The sequence below is a fragment of the Microvirga soli genome (assembly GCF_016734765.1).
Lineage (GTDB): Bacteria > Pseudomonadota > Alphaproteobacteria > Rhizobiales > Beijerinckiaceae > Microvirga > Microvirga soli.
Genome location: NZ_JAERQE010000019.1, coordinates 60,720 through 76,601, shown reverse-complemented (window position 1 = coordinate 76,601; position 15,882 = coordinate 60,720). Strand labels below are relative to the sequence as shown.

At 60.2% G+C, this 15,882-nt stretch carries 21 protein-coding genes; 12 read left to right on the top strand and 9 right to left on the bottom strand.

Features of this window, described 5'->3' with window-relative positions:
• Positions 1-188 precede the first annotated feature (188 nt).
• From JKL45_RS16790 to JKL45_RS16775, 4 genes are read right to left on the bottom strand one after another with little or no spacing between them, the layout of a single operon-like run.
• Positions 189-1,169, bottom strand: a complete 981-nt coding sequence (locus JKL45_RS16790; RefSeq protein ID WP_201862730.1) for a branched-chain amino acid ABC transporter permease — start codon at positions 1,167-1,169, stop codon at positions 189-191.
• Positions 1,169-2,086, bottom strand: coding sequence for a branched-chain amino acid ABC transporter permease (locus JKL45_RS16785; protein ID WP_201862729.1), 918 nt, complete (start codon positions 2,084-2,086; stop codon positions 1,169-1,171). Before JKL45_RS16785 ends, JKL45_RS16790 begins: the two co-directional genes overlap by 1 nt.
• Positions 2,086-2,808: an ABC transporter ATP-binding protein gene (locus tag JKL45_RS16780; protein WP_201862728.1), complete on the bottom strand. Its 723-nt coding sequence runs from the start codon at positions 2,806-2,808 to the stop codon at positions 2,086-2,088. Before JKL45_RS16780 ends, JKL45_RS16785 begins: the two co-directional genes overlap by 1 nt.
• Complete coding sequence (locus JKL45_RS16775) at positions 2,805-3,563, bottom strand: ABC transporter ATP-binding protein (protein ID WP_201862727.1); 759 nt, start codon at positions 3,561-3,563, stop codon at positions 2,805-2,807. The genes JKL45_RS16780 and JKL45_RS16775 overlap by 4 nt, the downstream gene beginning before the upstream one ends.
• 94 nt (positions 3,564-3,657) lie before the next feature.
• Here JKL45_RS16775 and JKL45_RS16770 point away from each other — a divergent pair, with 94 nt between their 5' ends.
• The 6 genes from JKL45_RS16770 (at position 3,658) to JKL45_RS16745 (ending at position 8,856) form a co-directional block, all read left to right on the top strand.
• The gene (locus tag JKL45_RS16770) at positions 3,658-4,008 is read left to right on the top strand and encodes a TIGR04076 family protein (RefSeq protein ID WP_201862726.1); all 351 of its coding nucleotides are present in this window, start codon (positions 3,658-3,660) and stop codon (positions 4,006-4,008) included.
• The gene (locus tag JKL45_RS16765; protein WP_201862725.1) at positions 4,005-5,054 is read left to right on the top strand and encodes an aldo/keto reductase; all 1,050 of its coding nucleotides are present in this window, start codon (positions 4,005-4,007) and stop codon (positions 5,052-5,054) included. Before JKL45_RS16770 ends, JKL45_RS16765 begins: the two co-directional genes overlap by 4 nt.
• 5 nt (positions 5,055-5,059) lie before the next feature.
• On the top strand, positions 5,060-5,494 hold the full coding sequence (locus JKL45_RS16760) for a hypothetical protein (protein ID WP_201862724.1): 435 nt from the start codon (positions 5,060-5,062) through the stop codon (positions 5,492-5,494).
• 123 nt (positions 5,495-5,617) lie between these two features.
• Positions 5,618-6,889 (top strand): ABC transporter substrate-binding protein, encoded by a 1,272-nt coding sequence (locus JKL45_RS16755; RefSeq protein WP_201862723.1) that lies wholly within the window; start codon positions 5,618-5,620, stop codon positions 6,887-6,889.
• Positions 6,890-6,957: 68 nt separating this feature from the next.
• Positions 6,958-8,424: an aldo/keto reductase gene (locus JKL45_RS16750; protein WP_201862722.1), complete on the top strand. Its 1,467-nt coding sequence runs from the start codon at positions 6,958-6,960 to the stop codon at positions 8,422-8,424.
• Between the two features lie 198 nt (positions 8,425-8,622).
• On the top strand, positions 8,623-8,856 hold the full coding sequence (locus JKL45_RS16745) for a putative quinol monooxygenase (protein ID WP_246498597.1): 234 nt from the start codon (positions 8,623-8,625) through the stop codon (positions 8,854-8,856).
• 60 nt (positions 8,857-8,916) lie between these two features.
• On the opposite strand, the gene JKL45_RS16740 is transcribed toward JKL45_RS16745, so the two are convergent.
• Positions 8,917-9,888 carry a threonine dehydratase gene (locus JKL45_RS16740; protein ID WP_201862721.1) on the bottom strand — a complete coding sequence of 324 codons (972 nt, stop codon included), beginning with the start codon at positions 9,886-9,888 and terminating at the stop codon, positions 8,917-8,919.
• A gap of 256 nt (positions 9,889-10,144) precedes the next feature.
• On the opposite strand from JKL45_RS16740, the gene JKL45_RS16735 reads away from it, so the two are divergent.
• Entirely contained in the window at positions 10,145-10,312 is a 168-nt protein-coding gene (locus JKL45_RS16735; protein ID WP_201862720.1) for an NUDIX hydrolase, read from the top strand.
• Here the strand turns inward: JKL45_RS16735 and JKL45_RS16730 are convergent.
• Positions 10,309-10,989 (bottom strand): transglutaminase-like cysteine peptidase, encoded by a 681-nt coding sequence (locus JKL45_RS16730; protein ID WP_246498596.1) that lies wholly within the window; start codon positions 10,987-10,989, stop codon positions 10,309-10,311. The two genes, JKL45_RS16735 and JKL45_RS16730, sit on opposite strands and share 4 nt — an antisense overlap.
• 212 nt (positions 10,990-11,201) lie before the next feature.
• Positions 11,202-11,744 (bottom strand): Ros/MucR family transcriptional regulator, encoded by a 543-nt coding sequence (locus JKL45_RS16725; RefSeq protein ID WP_201862719.1) that lies wholly within the window; start codon positions 11,742-11,744, stop codon positions 11,202-11,204.
• A gap of 327 nt (positions 11,745-12,071) precedes the next feature.
• On the opposite strand from JKL45_RS16725, the gene JKL45_RS16720 reads away from it, so the two are divergent.
• A complete protein-coding gene (locus tag JKL45_RS16720) occupies positions 12,072-12,389 on the top strand; it encodes a glycine zipper domain-containing protein (protein WP_201862718.1) in 318 nt (105 codons plus the stop codon).
• A gap of 116 nt (positions 12,390-12,505) precedes the next feature.
• On the opposite strand, the gene JKL45_RS16715 is transcribed toward JKL45_RS16720, so the two are convergent.
• The gene (locus JKL45_RS16715) at positions 12,506-12,775 is read right to left on the bottom strand and encodes a hypothetical protein (protein WP_201862717.1); all 270 of its coding nucleotides are present in this window, start codon (positions 12,773-12,775) and stop codon (positions 12,506-12,508) included.
• 760 nt (positions 12,776-13,535) lie between these two features.
• On the opposite strand from JKL45_RS16715, the gene JKL45_RS30510 reads away from it, so the two are divergent.
• Complete coding sequence (locus JKL45_RS30510; protein ID WP_280114251.1) at positions 13,536-13,670, top strand: hypothetical protein; 135 nt, start codon at positions 13,536-13,538, stop codon at positions 13,668-13,670.
• On the opposite strand, the gene JKL45_RS16710 is transcribed toward JKL45_RS30510, so the two are convergent.
• Positions 13,667-13,804, bottom strand: a complete 138-nt coding sequence (locus tag JKL45_RS16710; RefSeq protein ID WP_160195468.1) for a hypothetical protein — start codon at positions 13,802-13,804, stop codon at positions 13,667-13,669. The two genes, JKL45_RS30510 and JKL45_RS16710, sit on opposite strands and share 4 nt — an antisense overlap.
• A 419-nt stretch (positions 13,805-14,223) precedes the next feature.
• Between JKL45_RS16710 and JKL45_RS16705 the strand changes: the two genes are divergently transcribed.
• The 3 genes from JKL45_RS16705 to JKL45_RS16695 all read left to right on the top strand — a co-directional run bounded on the left by JKL45_RS16705 (position 14,224) and on the right by JKL45_RS16695 (position 15,832).
• Positions 14,224-14,979, top strand: coding sequence for an NAD-dependent deacylase (locus JKL45_RS16705; RefSeq protein WP_201862716.1), 756 nt, complete (start codon positions 14,224-14,226; stop codon positions 14,977-14,979).
• Positions 14,980-15,056: 77 nt separating this feature from the next.
• Positions 15,057-15,419, top strand: a complete 363-nt coding sequence (locus tag JKL45_RS16700) for a DsrE family protein (protein WP_201862715.1) — start codon at positions 15,057-15,059, stop codon at positions 15,417-15,419.
• Positions 15,420-15,454: 35 nt separating this feature from the next.
• Positions 15,455-15,832, top strand: coding sequence for a nuclear transport factor 2 family protein (locus JKL45_RS16695; protein WP_201862714.1), 378 nt, complete (start codon positions 15,455-15,457; stop codon positions 15,830-15,832).
• Positions 15,833-15,882: the final 50 nt, after the last annotated feature.

Genomic DNA, 15,882 nt, shown 5'->3' with positions numbered 1-15,882 from the left:
AACCAGAGGTGCAGCTACGGGTTTTCGATAGCGTTCCGTGCAATGCCTGGGCCGGGTAATGGGAGGAGCCAGCCGGATTAGATAGTGTCATCATACTTTATCGATAACTGGACGCCTGCAATTCAAACAGTTCAGCGTAGCGCCCGCCTGATGTAACAAGCTATTCGTCCGAGCCCGCCTCGACAGCCTTATTCCTCCTGCAATTCGCCAGCTGAGTCCTTCATGTGACGTGAAACGATGGCCTCCTCGCCGAGAAGGCCACGTGGTCTCACCAAAAGAATGAGCATCAGAAGCAGACCAATGAGAACAACTTGCAGGGTCGCTGCCCTGGCCTGATGCTCGGCCGGGACGAGTTCCCGAAGCACATTCCCAGAGAGCGTCCATAAGGCCCACACGACGACGGCTCCAAGGATGGCCCCACGATTGTTGCCCGAGCCGCCCACGATCAGCATCGTCCAAAGCTGAAACGTGAGGATCGGCAGAAAATCCTCCGGAGCGATGTAGCCCACAAAGTGCGCGTAGAGCGCTCCGCCAAGCCCCATGAGCATGCAACCGATCACAAAGGCCTGGAGGCGAAACCGGAAGGCCCGCTTCCCTAGGGACTCGGCCGCCGTCTCGTCCTCGCGGATCGCCCGCAAAACGCGCCCCCAGGGGCTACGTACCAGACGCTCCAGGGCAGCATAGCTGAGACCAAGCAGCGTTGCAGCCATCGCCAGGTAAGTCAGATTCCAGGCGAGGTTATCCGCGATGATATCTGCGAATGGCTTTGGGATGAACTGCAGCCCGAACGGACCGCCCGTTAAGCCCTGGGCATTCAACGCGACCAGCTGCAGGGTCACAGCGATACCGAATGTGGTGATGGCCAAATAGTCGTGCCGCAGGCGCAGTGCCGCCACCCCGACGATAAAGGCTGCAAGGCCAGACGTCGCCATCGCTCCGAGCCAGCCGAGGGGGATAGGCAGACCCAAGCCGCCGATCTGATTGGGGTAGTCCGGCGCTGTGAGGAGAGCCGACGTGTAGGCCCCGATCGCAACGAATCCCGCAACGCCTACGTTGAACAGGCCTGTAAAGCCCCACTGCAGATTAAGGCCGAGCACCACCAGGCCATAAATCGTGACAAACACGAGAAAGAAGGTGCCGTACGAGAGCAAACCGAGCAGATCGGGCATCACGGCCTCTCACCAAAGAGGCCAGTGGGGCGAATGAGCAGAATGGCGATGAGGACTATGAAGGCGGTCGCCGCCCGATATTCAGCCCCTACGATGGGTACCGACAGGCTCTCCGCAAGTCCGACGATGAGACCTCCTGCGACCGCCCCGTAGACGCTGCCAATTCCACCAAGGATTGCCGCGGCGAAGAGCGGAAGCAGAAGGTCGAGGCCGAGTTGTGGCCGCAGTTGAACGGTAAGGCCTGAGAACACCCCCGCCACAGCTGCAAGAACGGCTCCGATGATCCAGGTGGCGCGGACCACTCGATCGACGTCGATGCCTGTCACCTGAGCGAGTTGCGGGTTGATGGAGGTTGCCCGCATCGCCTTGCCGAGGGTTGTTCGCGTGAGAAAGAGATGAAGCCCGACAACCGAAACGGCCGTCAGACCAAGGACGAAAAGTTGATCTGGGGTGATCCGTAACCCACCCAGCACATCCCGTGGGACGAGCCGGATAGCAACCTGAATCTCACGGCTGTAGTACTCTGGAACTGCCCCAAAGATGAACTGAAGCAGGTTTCGGAGCACAAGAGCGGCTCCAAAGCTCGCCATGATTAGTGTGATCGCGCTCCCGTGTCGCCGCAGCTGACGAAACAGGAGCAGATCGACCAAAAGCGCCAACGCCGCAGTGGCGATCGCTGCAACGCCAAGCGATGCAAGAAGCGTCCAGCCGAACGAGAATGGGCCAAGCGGCTCCATAGGTCCCCAGACAGCAGCAAAGCCGAGGAGCGCTGTCCATGCGAGATAGGCGCCCCAGGTCAGGAGCTCGCCATGCGCGAAGTTCGCAAATCGTAGGATCGAATAGACCAACGTCACGCCTATGGCCCCAAGCGCAATGACCGAGCCGATGACGAAGCCGTCGGCGATGAGCTGCAACACTAGGTGTCTCCTCGATAGTGTCCGAGATAAAGCGCAGCGACTTGCGGATCCTTCGCGAGCTCCCGCGCGGTGCCAACGATCCGGGTGCTTCCTTCGACCAAGACTGCGGCACGGTCGGCTATGGCAAGGGCCGCCTTTACGTTCTGCTCAACCAGCACGATTGTGACACCGGTAGCGCGAACCTCGACGAGCTTCTCGAAGACGATGCCGACGAGCTTTGGCGAAAGACCTGCCGAGGGCTCATCCAGCATCAAGACCTTCGGCTCGCCGACCAGCGCCCGAGCAACAGCGAGCATCTGGCGCTGGCCGCCTGAGAGACGACCGGCTAGGAGACGGCGCTGACGCGCAAGATCGGGGAACAGGGCATATAGTTTGTCGAGCCGCCGCTTCTTCGGCACCTTCAGGATTGAGGCAGCGAGATCGAGATTGTCGTCGATTGAGAGGTTCACGAACACGTTCTCGGTCTGTGGCACGAATCCTAGGCCTTCGTGCGGCAGTCGATGAGCCGCGCGTCCGGTGATCTCTCGATCGTGTAGGAGAACCCTTCCTGCAGAGACCGGTACGAGCCCGGCGATCGCCTTGATCAGCGTCGACTTTCCGGCTCCATTCGGTCCGAGGACCGCAAGAATTTCGTTGGATTCGACCGACAGTGACGCGCCCCGCACGATCGGGAGTCCCGGCTCGTAGCCGGCCTCCAGCGCCTCGACCCGGAGAGCCGTCACGCCGGGGCTCCGCCAAGGTAGGCCTCGACCACCCTCGGATCGTCGCGGACCTCTTGGGCTGATCCGGCCATCAAAAGGCGCCCCTGCGCCATCACCATGATAGGACTGCACAGGTTCATCACCAGATCCATGTTGTGCTCGATGACTAGGAACGTGACCCCCTGTCGGTTGAGATTCATGATTCGATCGACGATCGCGTCCAACAGCACAGGGTTGACCCCAGCTCCCGGTTCGTCGAGCAGGATCAGGCGCGGCTTGGCCACGAGAACCCGGGCGAGTTCCAAAAGCTTGCGCTGCCCACCGGACAGGACTCGGGCCGGTTGATCGGCAAGATGAGACAGTCCCACAAAGTCGATCCAGTGCCGGGCTGCGGCCGCTAGTGTCCGTTCCTCGGCGGCCACCCGGCCCGGCGTGATCCAATTGGCCCAGAACCGCTCGCCCCGCTGGTGCAATGGCGCCACCATAACGTTCTCTAGGACCGTCATCTCTGGAAATGGCCTGGGGATTTGGAACGTCCGGGCCAGTCCTCTGGCGAAGATCCGATCCGGCGAAAGACCGTCGATCCGCTCCCCCTCGAGACTGAGAGATCCGGAAGTCGGCGGGAGCAGGCCTGCCAGACAATTGAAGAGGGTTGTCTTGCCTGCCCCATTCGGCCCAATAAGACCTGTGATCGTACCCTTCTCGATCGTGAAGGACATCTCATCGACGGCACGATTGCCGCCGAAGGTCTTGGTGATCGACTGGGCTGTCAGCATGAGTGGAGCGGAGTCCCCGATTGGGCCATGTTGCGAGGGCGGCGATTTTGCGTCATGAGAATGGGCACGTGCAACAGGCAATGGACGTTGTCCCGTGGCAGATGATTCCTTTGAGCTCTATGACCTGAGGGTAGAGGTCGTCGCCCCAGACGGCGCCACGCTGTATTGTGGCGCCAAGCCCGGTGACTACTTTGAGCTCAAAGGGGAGATGCTTTACCTCCCTCCGGGCCAGGGATTCTCGATCTTTTCGCTCGCTGCGCTCTTGCCGCTTCTCCCTGCGAAGCAACGCGTCACTCATCCGAACGACTGGATGTCCACCGACGCCGAGGTCGCCTGCCCGGACCCTAATTGTCCAAGCAGGCTTCGGATCAGCCGGATGGCGAAACGTGTGTTCCGCCACGCGGAGGTCACGGCGGTCCCTTTGCCCAATGAGAGCCTGACATGACAGTTGAAACCATTGAGCTCGCCCCGGGCTACCGGATCTCTCGCATGCTGCGCGGGGGCTGGCAGCTCGCCGGCGGGCATGGTGCCATTGAGGCCGAGCGGGCGATCGCCGACATGGCTGCGTTCGTGGATGCGGGGGTCACGGCCTTCGACTGTGCCGACATCTACATCGGCGTCGAAGAGATGATCGGGCGCTTTCGTGAACGCATGCTCGCCGAGCGCGGCTCCGAAGCACTGAAGAACTTCAAGGTACACACCAAGTTCGTGCCGGACTGGGACGCCCTCTCCCGCGTCGACCGCCCCTATGTAAGGGAGATCATCGACCGCTCGCTCCGGCGGCTCAGGATTGAGCGTCTCGATCTGGTGCAGTTCCACTGGTGGAACTACGCCGTTCCAGGCGCCATCGAGACAGCTCTCATCCTCAAGGAACTCCAGGATGAGGGGAAGATCCACCAGATCGGCGGCACCAACTTCGATACACCCCATACGCGAACCTTGCTCGATTCCGGGGTGCCGCTTGTGTCGATGCAGGTCCAGTACTCGCTTCTCGATCAGAGGCCCGAGAACGGCCTTGTTGCGCTGTGCCAAGAGCGCGACATGAAGCTTCTGTGCTATGGGACGGTGGCGGGCGGCTTTCTTTCGGAGCGGTGGCTCGGGGCGCCGGAGCCGCAGGAGCCCTTCGCCAATCGTTCGCTGGTCAAGTACAAGCTCATCATCGACGATTTCGGCGGCTGGTCCTTATTCCAGAACCTGCTAGGCACCTTGCGGGAGATCGGGCGCAAGCACGTGGTCAGCCTCACGGCGGTGGCCACCCGGTGGGTCTTGGACCAGCCGGCAGTGGCAGGCGCCATCATCGGTGCCCGCTATGCCGAGCACCTGCCCGACAATCTGGATGTGTTTCGGCTTGCCCTCGATGAGAAGGACCGAGCCGCCATCGACAGCGTTCTGGCACGCAGGACTGGCCCGGAAGGAGACACCTACACGCTAGAGCGTGATCGGCAGGGTCGGCACGGTCGCATCATGCATTACAACCTCAACGAAGCGTGATCCTCATGGGCCTCGACCACCCCCTCGCCCAGGCCGTCCTCCAAGAGGTGTCCGGTCTGCATGCCTTCTTCGAAGCATGGCTCAGCGGAAAGGCCGAGAACACAAACGCGGTATTTACCCGCGTGGAGAGCTCTCTCGGCGAGGAGTTCACCATGGTGTCTCCGAGTGGACAAAGGCTTCAGCGACCGGATGTGATCGGCTGGCTGCGGGGAACCCACGGGGCTAGGGCAAGCCAGGGCTCGTTCCACATCGCCATTGCCGAGCCCGAGGTTCTGCTCTTGCGACCGCCGCTCGTCCTTCTCGGCTATGTGGAGGAGCAAACAGTGGGCGAGGCCGTCACCCGACGCCAATCGACCGCCCTATTTGAAGTTTCAATTGCGGACAGGCGGCGTGTGCGTTGGCTTGCCCTGCACGAGACTTGGATCGGTCCTAGCTCTTGAGGACCATTCCAGCTCGCCACACTTGCCAAAAGGCCGCCGAGACGAAACACTGCTGTGTGGCCAGGAGGGGCAAGTGACGTCAGAGCTCACTCCGGCGGACTAGACCAAGGGAGAGTGTTCACCGTGCGCTTTACATCCATTGTTTCAGCCGCCAGCCTAGCGATTGCTCTCGCGCCACTGCCAGTATCAGCACAGCAACCCTGCACGCACACGGTTGGCGTTGTCGTGGAGCTGACCGGTCCGGCCGGGCGCTTCGGCCAGGCTGCGGCCAAATCCATCGAACTTGCCTTTAAGGAGATCAACGAGGCGGGCGGTGCCGCCGGCTGCCAGCTCGCCGCGGACCTTAGGGACTCGCAGAGTCAAGGCTCCGTCGCAGTCGACCAAGCCCGGCAACTCGTTGACCTCAAGCGCGTGCCAGCGATCATCGGCGGCATCATCTCCTCCGTATCGCTTCCCATTCTGACCTCGGTGACAGCGCCAGCGAACGTGGTTCAGATCTCGCCCGCCTCCTCGTCGCCGACGCTCACCCGTACTGCACAAGAGGGGAAGACGAACGGTATTTTCTTCCGCACCATCACCTCGGACGCGCTTCAAGGCACAGCGGCCGCGAAATACGCGATGGATCAAGGCCTGAAGAAAATTGCGGTCATTCACGTCAATAACGACTTCGGCGTGAACATGGTGGCGGAGTTCAAACGTGCCTACGAAGCGCTCGGGGGCCAAATTACCTCCATAACGCCGTATAACCAAGGTCAGGCTTCCTATGCACCGGAGGTCACTCGTGGTCTTGAGGGAGATCCACCTGCCCTATACCTCGTCTCCTATCCGGGCGACGGCACAGCGATTGCACGCACCTGGATTTCGCAGGGCGGCGCCGCAAAGTTTCTCCTGAATGACGGCATGAACAGCGCGGACTTCATCCGCGACGTCGGGCCGCGTTATCTGAACGATGCGATTGGAACCTCGTCCGGCACGACCAAGACGCCCTCGACCGAGCATTTCGTGAAGGCTTATCCGGCAATGTCCGGCGGCTTTGATGCCAATGCTCCAGCCGCTGACAGGGCTTATGACGCGGCAGCAATCCTCGGCCTTGCGGTAGCTCAGGCCGGCAAGTTTGAGGCGGCAGCGATCCGGGACGCCATCCGCAAAGTCACCGGGAGTGACGGCGAAGTGATCTATGCCGGTCCGGAGGGCTTCAAGAAGGCGCTCCAACTCATCAAAGACGGCAAACCGGTGCGCTACGAGGGTGTCATTGGCCCTGTGAGCTTCGACCAATATGGCGATATCACCGGCCCCTTCCGGCTATGGCGAATTCAGAACGGTGAGATTACCACGGTCGGCCAGATGGGCGTCGATGAGGTCACTGCCATCAAGGCTAAGATCCCATCGCGCTAGAACCTGCTCTGTCGGTGACACAGGCTCCGCGCCCGGCGCGGAGCCTTCGCCTTTTGCCGGAGATTACCATGTCACTTCCCCCCGATCGGATACTGCTCGCACCCGGGCTTGAGATCAGCCGTGTGGTCACCGGCCTTTGGCAAGTGGCCGATATGGAGCGAGGTGGCTGCCCCTTGGATCGCGACACCGCAGCCGCCGCCATGGCCGACTATGCCCGCGACGGCTTTGACAGCTTCGACATGGCTGACCATTACGGCAGTGCGGAGCTGATCACCGGTCGTTTTTTGAGCATGCAGACTGGAGCCGAGAAGCAGCGTCCGGCGGCTTTTACTAAGTGGTGCCCCACGCCTGGGCCGATGACGGCGGACGTCGTGCGGGCTGGTATCGCTCAGCGCCTCGAGCGCCTTGGTGTCGATTCCATTGACCTCCTGCAGTTCCATTGGTGGATGTTCGAACACCCAGGCTACATTGATGCCATGAAGGAGCTTGTTGCGCTGCAGCAGGACGGGCGCATCCGCCATCTCGGCGTGACGAATTTCAATACCGACCACCTGCGCCTGCTGGTGAAGCACGGCTTCCCGATCGTATCGAACCAGGTCTCCTTCTCCCTTCTCGACCGACGCGCTGGGGAGGGCATGAGCACTTTCTGTCTCGCCGCAGGCGTGCGCCTGCTGGCCTATGGCACACTCGGGGGCGGCTTCCTGACGGACCGGTGGGTGGGTGCGCCCGAGCCAACATCTATCGAGGACTGGAGCAAGTCGAAGTACAAGCGCTTCATCGACACCATCGGAGGGTGGTCGGCTCTCCAGACGATTCTGGCGGCCGTGCACGAGATTGCTCGCAAGCACGGTGTGTCCGTTGCCAATGTGGCCACGCGCTGGGTGCTCGAACAGCCGGCCGTCGCGGCTGTCATCGTTGGGGCTCGGCTGGGAGAGCGCGAGCATCGGGCAGACAATGCTGCCCTGTTTTCGTTCTCATTGGACGAAGATGACAAACAGCGGATCGACGAGGCTTTGGTGTCTACTCGGCGCATCCCAGGTGATTGTGGTGACGAGTACCGTCGCCCGCCTTTTCTTACGGCGTCCGGCGATCTCAGCGATCATCTCGAGAGCTTCCCGCCGGTATTCGAGGCCGTCCCGATCGATGGGCGATCTGACCGCCTACGCATTGACTCCGGCAGCGTCTGGGAGCCCATCTGTGGGTACAGCCGTGCCGTGCGGATTGGCAATCGCATCCTTGTTAGCGGAACAACAGCCACCCACGGCACAGGTGAAATCATCTGTCCAGACGATCCCGAAGGGCAGGCGGTCTACATCCTGGATAAGATCGCAGCGAGCATCGCCTCTTTGGGCGGAACGCTTGCAGACACAGTCCGAACGCGTGTCTATCTCAGAAATGCAGACGACTGGGAGCCTGTTTCCCGGGTGCATGGTCGATACTTCGGAGCCGTGCGGCCTGCGAATACTTTGCTCGAGATCTCACGCTTGGTCGGGGAGTACGCAGTTGAGATCGAGGCTGAAGCTGTCGTCACTTAGATACCTTCGTCTGAAGCGGGTTCCACTCGCAGATTTGCGCATGCCTTCGTACATGCAGCTATAGCCAGTCGTATGTACCAAGTTGCTTGCTGACGACGCGACACCACTCAATCCAGAGGCTTCTATGCTGCACGTCCTCGCCTTTATCACCACCAACCCGGCATGCGCGATGCCGTGCTCCAAGAGTTCAGAGCCAACATGCCGGCTGTGCACGCAGAGGACGGATGCATCGAGTACGTTCCCGTGATCGATGTACCGACCTTCGGCCCCTTTCAGGCCGAGCTCGGGCCAGACACTTTCGCCGTTGTCGAGAAATGGGCGAGCACGGAAGCGCTCAACGCCCATGCCGCGTCTGCGCACATGAAAGCCTATGCCGCAAGGACAGCCGACATGATCGAGACGCGTATGATACACGTCCTTTCACCTGTCTAGATCCTGATCAAGTGTGGGTAGTCGGCCTTTCGGGGTAGCCGAGTGACAAAAGCTACGGAGCTAGCTCTGCCTCGGGGTTCTCCCGGCGAGAATATCCGCGGCCCAGCTCCTGTCGATGTTGCCACCGCTGAGGATAACACCGGCTTTGCGCCCCTTAATCTGGGCCTGCTCTTTGACAAGAGCGGCAAGCGCTAGAGCACCGGCTCCTTCCGCTAGATTATGAGTGTCCTCGTGATAGATCCGGACTGCCTGAGCGATATCATCCTCAGCCACTTCAACGATGCGAGCAGCGCCGGCTTTGATCAGGGCAAAGGCCGTTTCGTCAGGAACTCTCACTGCCGCGCCATCTGCGAAAGTGGCAACCTGGTTGACCGGTACGACCCGGCCAGCGTCGAACGACAGTCGATAAGAATTTGCCTCCTGAGGAACGACACCCACGATCTCTGTCTTGAGGCCCAGCAGGTCACGGGTACGGATAAGCCCGCAGATGCCGGATCCTAGTCCGATTGGGGCATACACCACGTCAAGATCGGAAAAGGCATCAAATAGTTCGTGGGCATAGGTTGCCACACCTGTTACGAGATCGGCGTGGAAGGACGGGATGAACTCATAACCTCGCTCTATAGCGAGTTCCGATGCATGCTGCTTGGCATCATCGAAGTCTCGCCCATGCTCGATGAGCTCAGCCCCGAAGGCGCGCATCGCGGCATTCTTCTCGACAGAGTTTCCTTGCGGAACGACAATGGTGACAGGCAAGTCGAAATGGCCTGCTGCCAGGGCTAGGCTCTGGCCGTGATTGCCACGTGTAGCGCTGATGATGCCGCGGACGTGCTGGCGCTCTCGCCTGAGACGATCGAGATAGACAAGACCGCCTCGCACCTTGAAAGCGCCAATAGGTGTGTGGTTCTCGTGCTTCACAACGACAGTGGATCCGAGGCGTTTGGCGAGAAGAGGCCAAGCATATTGTGGAGTCGGCGGCATCACCGAGCGCACGATGGTGATCGCCCTGTTGAGCTCATCGAGTGTGAACATCGACCTCCCCTTTGAAGCAGCCGGGATCCAAGAGACTCTTCCGGAAATTGTAAGGCAGTCGTCCCAGAGTTGCGGCTTTCAGCAGTAGCAGAGGCGTGTTTCAAACCATAGCCTCGAAATCTACTGGTTCTTCAGTCCTGACGTTGTGCTCGGCCAGACTTGGCAGGAAGCCGGGCGCAGGAAGTGCTGGAGGGCACAGGCATTGTGGTCGGCCCTGCCGCACGTCGGATCGTAGCGGAGGGAATCATCCGGGTCGATGGCAGAATCTGCTCTGCCGTCAAAGCCTGCCATCGAGCACGAGGGTGCATTCGTCCATATCGCGGAAGTCTCGGAGGTGCTCGTCATCCACGAGCCAATTGAAACAGCGTTTCCTCTGCACACCCGCATCGTCAGTCAGTTATTTGCGCCCTCCAATCCGATCTAACGATTGGCTGTGACAGTTGGGGCGGCTTGCTCCCCGAGAGCGACCCAGGCTTCGCCGCTGCTACCCTCTCGCTTGATGAAGGTATAGCCCGTCCGCCGCCAAGCCAGGATGGCATTGCGCTTGTTGTCGAGAATGAAATCGCCCTGGTCGGTGAGGACCATGAGTACCGCATGCCCCTGCCCCTGATCGTCGATGACGGCTGTCATCCGTAGAGCGCGGTGCGGCAGCCCGGCCTGGACCAGCAGCTTGCGCTTTAGAAGCTGAATGTCCTCGCAGTCCCCGAGCCCATCATCTGGATAGTCCCACCGGTCGAGAACACCCCAATGATCCTGGTCTGTGACGGCAAGGATCGACGAGTTGACGCGCTCGTTCACCTGCGTGAGAGCCGCCCAGATGCCAGGAGTTAGGGCGATGCGCGTAGGCTGTGAGAGATCGATATGACATTCACGAGGTTGGTGCTGGCAGAAGCTGACCCAAGCCTGCGTTGGTCCTGCACGTCCTACCACTTCGATACGATCGGTTCCACGCACGGAGATCAAGCTCTGGGCAGACGCAGCCTCCGAGAACCCCGAGAGGCTCACGAGGGTAAGCCCCATCAGGGTCAGCCCCAGAAGCATATGCTTGGTTTTGGCACCACGACTGAGGCGGCTGCGGAGAATCTGCTCAACCTTGACCATGATAGGCTCCGATGGCGGAGCCAACACGATGTGCTCTCACGGTAAATGAGGTCTTAACCCGCTTCCTCCTGAAGTGCGGCATAGCCGACGCACTTCCAGGATAGCGTTACAGAAGTTGGCAGAGCGGCATAGAAAACCCGGCACTGGAAGCGCCGGGTTTGAGTGAGAGAGCATCTAAACGGCTATGGCTGCTTCAAATGCTATGAGATGAACTAGGCGGCCTTTTTCGTGCGTCTGCCCTTGGCAGGCGCAGCCACTTCGTCTGATTTCGCAGCCGCCTTTGCAGCAGCCCTCTTGGGTTTGGCAGGAGCAGCATCATTGGCAGCGGCATCCACCAGAGCAGCAGTCTTTCTGCGCTGCTGGCCGAGCCCCATGGTCTTAGCAAGCTCAGAGCGCGCCTTGGCATAGCTCGGCGCGACCATCGGGTAATCGGCGGGCAGACCCCACTTGGCCCGGTACTGTTCGGGCGTCATGTCGTAGGTGGTCCGCAGATGGCGCTTGAGCGACTTGAACTTCTTGCCATCCTCCAGACAGATGATCGCATCCGCAGTCACGGATTTCTTGACCGGAACAGCGGGCGTCAACTCAGCTTGCGGCTCCTGGCTCTGGGCCTGAACTGTCTTCGTCAGAGCCGCATAAATGGAACTGAGCAGGGTCGGAAGCTCAGAGGCCGGAACGGAGTTGTTGCTGACATAAGCCGAAACAATGTCAGCAGAGAGTTCGATAAAGTTCGGAGAGGTTGTGCTCTCGCTCATAGTGCTCATGTCCTCGGCTGCACAGGAATAGGTTTCGGAAGGTGAATAGAGCTAGATGAAGTCCTAGCGGGATCAGCAGGAACGGCCCGTGCAGCACAGTAAATACCTGTAACCTTGGCTCCCCCTATGCTCCTTGCTCACCTTTGGCAAGGCACCCCCTACCGAATTCAATAGACGACTTTATCCCCTCCTTCAGCAAAAGCTGAGGATCACGCTGATGTTTCAAAACCACTGGGCCGCAAACCGCCAAGCTGAAACGCCGTCGTGAGGACGCCGTTAACGTGGCAGCAGATCGCAGTTCGCGATTGGTTCGTTGGAGAAACAGTCATGCGCGCACATGTTAGATACGCTGCTCTTGCAGCTGCCCTCCTGCTCCCGTCCCTAGCTTCAGCCGATCCAGGAGGGGCCGCAGCCGGTGCTGCCGCAGGCGGTGCAGTTGGTGCGGTTGTTGGAGGTCCAGTTGGCGCCGCAGTCGGGGCTGGGGTAGGCGGCGCAACTGGTGATGCCGCTTCAGGACCGGACCAGAAGAACGTCGTGATCGAGAACCGAGATGTCGGCACAACCGGCAGCACCGGTTGCTCGACAACCACGAAGCAGACGACCGACGCGACCGGCACCACCACAAAGCAGAAAACAGAGTGCTAGGGCTTCTGTTCCGCCAGGCGGTGCTGGTTGCTGCACCGCCTGGCCGCTGCGCCGTGCCCTGTAACATCCCAGGGTCTCGACGGGAGCTTTGAAGGCAACCCGACAATCCCAGTCTGTCAGTGATGCTCCTCATCAGAGGATTGATCAGCCAACCTTTTGATCTCGAACACCGCAGCCGTGACAAAGGCGGAGACAACGAGGAAGGTCGCAACGGTCGTGAAGGTCCCTTCCTGAACTCCCGGGTTCATCCCGACTAGCGGGATCAGCAGCAAAGCTGGAATGCCTAGGGTGATTGCGCCAAGAATGTAGACCGGGTTTGCTGGTCTTCTAGCTTCGTCGGTCTCATGCCCCCTACGCTCCGACCTCTCCTGTGCCCAGACCTTCACACGTCCTGAGGCACCTCTCACCTGTGCTGACGCAGCCTGGAGGCGTGGGCTCCACACTTCGATTGCTTGTTGAACCGTACCTTCGAGGTCAATGCTGAAAGATCTTTTCCTATCCCCTCGACTTTCCGACTTGAGGTCACGGGCCGTTAGATGACGCTGAGTTGGTTCCCGCTTTTGGGCGGCTTGCATCCCAAGCTCTTCGCTAGGCCGGGGCTGACCACTTGCAACGCCGTGATTTGGCCCCGTTGGACCGAGGCCAACCGTCTGCACCAACTGCTCGACCTCGTCTCCGATCCTGCTGGATGGCCCTTGCTGATCTGGCGTGTTCTGATTGTCTTCCGTTGCCAAGCTGCCACTTGAGGCGAGGGTGTCGCTCTGCGCGGGCGGAAGGCTGAAGCCAGTGTTCCCTTCTGGTCCCTCTAGTCTCCCATTGGGCATCTCAGCGCTCAGGGAATCCAGAGCCGTGTTCGCCTTTTTCGGCGCAGCGCGCGCCTTGCGGGGGGTGGATTTCGGGCGTTGCACACCAGCCTCGACATCCTGGCGTCCGGGATCGTCACGTCGGCTCGGGCGTTTGGGGGCTTTGCTCATAAAAGGATCAAGAGCAGATACCTTGGCTTTTTGATGACCCTGATACTGACGCTTCAGGCCAGAAGAGCATCTGGCGTGATTCTTGCTGCAGGGCTTGGACCGCGACACACGGGAACCCCGGTCCAGCATCTTTGTTGGCCTGACATGCCCCGTCAGCTAGGAGGTCGAACCAATGATCTGCCCGTTCTGCAAGCAAGAGGTCGATGAGCCCTGCCGCAACACCGTGGAGATGCAGCGGCGGGCCAGCGATCACATCGAACGATGCGATAAAGCTCTGAAGAACCTAAAGGGGATTGTGTTCGGCTAACCGTGGCGGTTGGCGTAGCGGCGCTTTTTGGTAAGTTTCTTCTGCCCTTCGAGCGTCTTGGCCGGGGCAATCACCTCCCTGTAGCGGCGGGTGTTCTTTTTGAACGAGGGTCGCATGCGCGATTTACCGGCCATGGGCTTGTCCTTCTCATCTCGTAAAGCATCGAACCACATCAGGCTGGGCTGAGCATCTCACCCTGAGTGGGTATCTGAGGCTGTCCAACGACCAAATCGTGAGGTGATAAACTCTTGCGGCTCATCCGAACGCAGTGAGCAGGGAGGGTCTGATGCCGACCTTCATTGGTTATGGACGATCCACCCGAGAGGCTATGCGCAGCATGTTGCAGACGTCTGAAGATCGGCCAGAGTCTGTCTCCAAGCTGTTCGAGCCTCTGGGGACGGCCGATCTCCTGGCACATGACCCCAGGCTGTGAGTTCGACGGGATGCTACTTGAGGTGGCCCGAGGGGGTCGTGGCCACAGACAGTCTTGTTGCAACAGGTGGCAGGGCTCAGGACAGCAAGGTAGCTCGTGCTCGTACCCCTAGGAGAAACTATGAAGATCTTCGCACTGACCGGGGCTGGCGTGTCAGCCGAAAGCGGCTTGGGCACCTTTCGCGACAAGGACGGGCTCTGGTCCCGCTTTGACCCGATGAAGCTCGCTACTCCAGAGGCATTCGCTCACAACCCGGACGAGGTGCATGCCTTCTACAACATGCGCCGCCAGAACCTCCTGTCAGCAGAGCCCAATGCCGCTCACCGGGCTCTTGCACGCTTGGAGGCTGGTCTGGCCGAGCGCGGTAGCAGTCTGTTTCTGTGCACGCAGAACATCGACGATCTCCACGAGCGGGCTGGATCGCAGCGCGTCGTCCATATGCATGGCGAACTGCTCAAGGCCCGCTGCACCGCCTGTGGCGGGACAATGCCATGGCATGAAGACTTGAGCATTGAGGTCCCCTGCCCGATCTGCCGCCGGACGGGAGGATTGAGGCCTCACGTGGTCTGGTTTGGCGAGATGCCCCTGGAGATGGATGCAATCTACGATGCTGTTCTCGGGGCGGACCTCTTCGTCGCCATCGGCACCTCGGGCTCGGTCTATCCGGCTGCCGGTTTCGTGTCGGAGGCACGGGGCCATGGCATCCGCACCTGTGAGATCAATCTGGAGCCCTCGGATAATGCCCGCCAGTTCGATGAGGGACGGTATGGGCCAGCCAGCGAGGTCGTCCCAGCGTGGGTTGAGCAGGTGCTCTCGTCAGGATCTTCGAGCGACCAAGGCGGGTTTACGGCTCCCGGCTCATCTCATCCGAAATAGTAGAATCGTCACGTTGGGGTATGGCCTGGCGAGGAACATAGTCCTGCTCTCCCGTTCTACGTTCGGCGGAGGTGTTCATGTCCAGCCTTCTTGTCCATGTCACCTGCGGGCCTGAAAACCCCACTAAGGCTGCACTCGCCTTCTTCGTCGCGGCATCAGCCGTCGAGGCAGGGCATCAGGTTCACGTGTTCCTGGCAGGCGATGCAGTTCAACTCATCCGCGAACCCACGCGCACCGGCCTCGTCGGGCTTGGTACGGGCGCCCTTCGGGAGCATTTCGACAAGGTGATCGCCGGAGGTGGTCGGCTCTATCTCTCGGCTGGGTCCTGTGCCGCGCGGGGTGTCAGCGTTGCGGACCTTCAAGGTGTCCCTCACGAGAAGGCCGGCCCACCTATGCTGGTGCGGCTGGTGATGGAGTGCGACCGCAGCATCGTTTACTGACCCGGTGCATCTCACGAGTCAGGAGGGGAGACCTGATGGGAGACGCTGTTTCCATTTCCGTCCTTGAGGACTTTGCGGCAGCCTGGAACCGGCATGACCCGGATGCGATCCTGTCGATGATGACGGAAGACTGCGTGTTAGAGGCCAGCCGTGGTCCTGACGTGAAGGGGACGATCTTTACAGGTCAGGCTGATGTCCGCCATGGAATTGAGGAGGTCTTTGCAACCTTTCCGGATGCCCGGTGGAATGATCCTAAGCACTTCATTGCTGGAGATCGGGGCGTCTCCGAGTGGGTGTTCACGGCCACCGGGCCTGACGGTGCTCATGTGGAGGTTCAAGGCTGCGATGTCTTCACCTTCCGCAATGGCAAGATCGCAGTCAAGAATTCGTACCGGAAGCAGCGCACCGGCTGATCTCCGGAATTCCGCTTGTTCATCATCAAAGTACCGGTACGCTCGGCTCT

What these genes read in the sequence shown, in the direction of transcription:
- JKL45_RS16790 (WP_201862730.1), bottom strand. Translation starts at nt 1,169, where the DNA reads ATGCCCGATCTGCTCGGTTTGCTCTCGTACGGCACCTTCTTTCTCGTG.
- JKL45_RS16775 (WP_201862727.1), bottom strand. Translation starts at nt 3,563, where the DNA reads ATGCTGACAGCCCAGTCGATCACCAAGACCTTCGGCGGCAATCGTGCC.
- JKL45_RS16765 (WP_201862725.1), top strand. Translation starts at nt 4,005, where the DNA reads ATGACAGTTGAAACCATTGAGCTCGCCCCGGGCTACCGGATCTCTCGC.
- JKL45_RS16760 (WP_201862724.1), top strand. Translation starts at nt 5,060, where the DNA reads ATGGGCCTCGACCACCCCCTCGCCCAGGCCGTCCTCCAAGAGGTGTCC.
- JKL45_RS16750 (WP_201862722.1), top strand. Translation starts at nt 6,958, where the DNA reads ATGTCACTTCCCCCCGATCGGATACTGCTCGCACCCGGGCTTGAGATC.
- JKL45_RS16745 (WP_246498597.1), top strand. Translation starts at nt 8,623, where the DNA reads ATGCCGGCTGTGCACGCAGAGGACGGATGCATCGAGTACGTTCCCGTG.
- JKL45_RS16740 (WP_201862721.1), bottom strand. Translation starts at nt 9,888, where the DNA reads ATGTTCACACTCGATGAGCTCAACAGGGCGATCACCATCGTGCGCTCG.
- JKL45_RS16735 (WP_201862720.1), top strand. Translation starts at nt 10,145, where the DNA reads ATGGCAGAATCTGCTCTGCCGTCAAAGCCTGCCATCGAGCACGAGGGT.
- JKL45_RS16730 (WP_246498596.1), bottom strand. Translation starts at nt 10,989, where the DNA reads ATGGTCAAGGTTGAGCAGATTCTCCGCAGCCGCCTCAGTCGTGGTGCC.
- JKL45_RS16725 (WP_201862719.1), bottom strand. Translation starts at nt 11,744, where the DNA reads ATGAGCGAGAGCACAACCTCTCCGAACTTTATCGAACTCTCTGCTGAC.
- JKL45_RS16720 (WP_201862718.1), top strand. Translation starts at nt 12,072, where the DNA reads ATGCGCGCACATGTTAGATACGCTGCTCTTGCAGCTGCCCTCCTGCTC.
- JKL45_RS30510 (WP_280114251.1), top strand. Translation starts at nt 13,536, where the DNA reads ATGATCTGCCCGTTCTGCAAGCAAGAGGTCGATGAGCCCTGCCGCAAC.
- JKL45_RS16710 (WP_160195468.1), bottom strand. Translation starts at nt 13,804, where the DNA reads ATGGCCGGTAAATCGCGCATGCGACCCTCGTTCAAAAAGAACACCCGC.
- JKL45_RS16705 (WP_201862716.1), top strand. Translation starts at nt 14,224, where the DNA reads ATGAAGATCTTCGCACTGACCGGGGCTGGCGTGTCAGCCGAAAGCGGC.
- JKL45_RS16700 (WP_201862715.1), top strand. Translation starts at nt 15,057, where the DNA reads ATGTCCAGCCTTCTTGTCCATGTCACCTGCGGGCCTGAAAACCCCACT.
- JKL45_RS16695 (WP_201862714.1), top strand. Translation starts at nt 15,455, where the DNA reads ATGGGAGACGCTGTTTCCATTTCCGTCCTTGAGGACTTTGCGGCAGCC.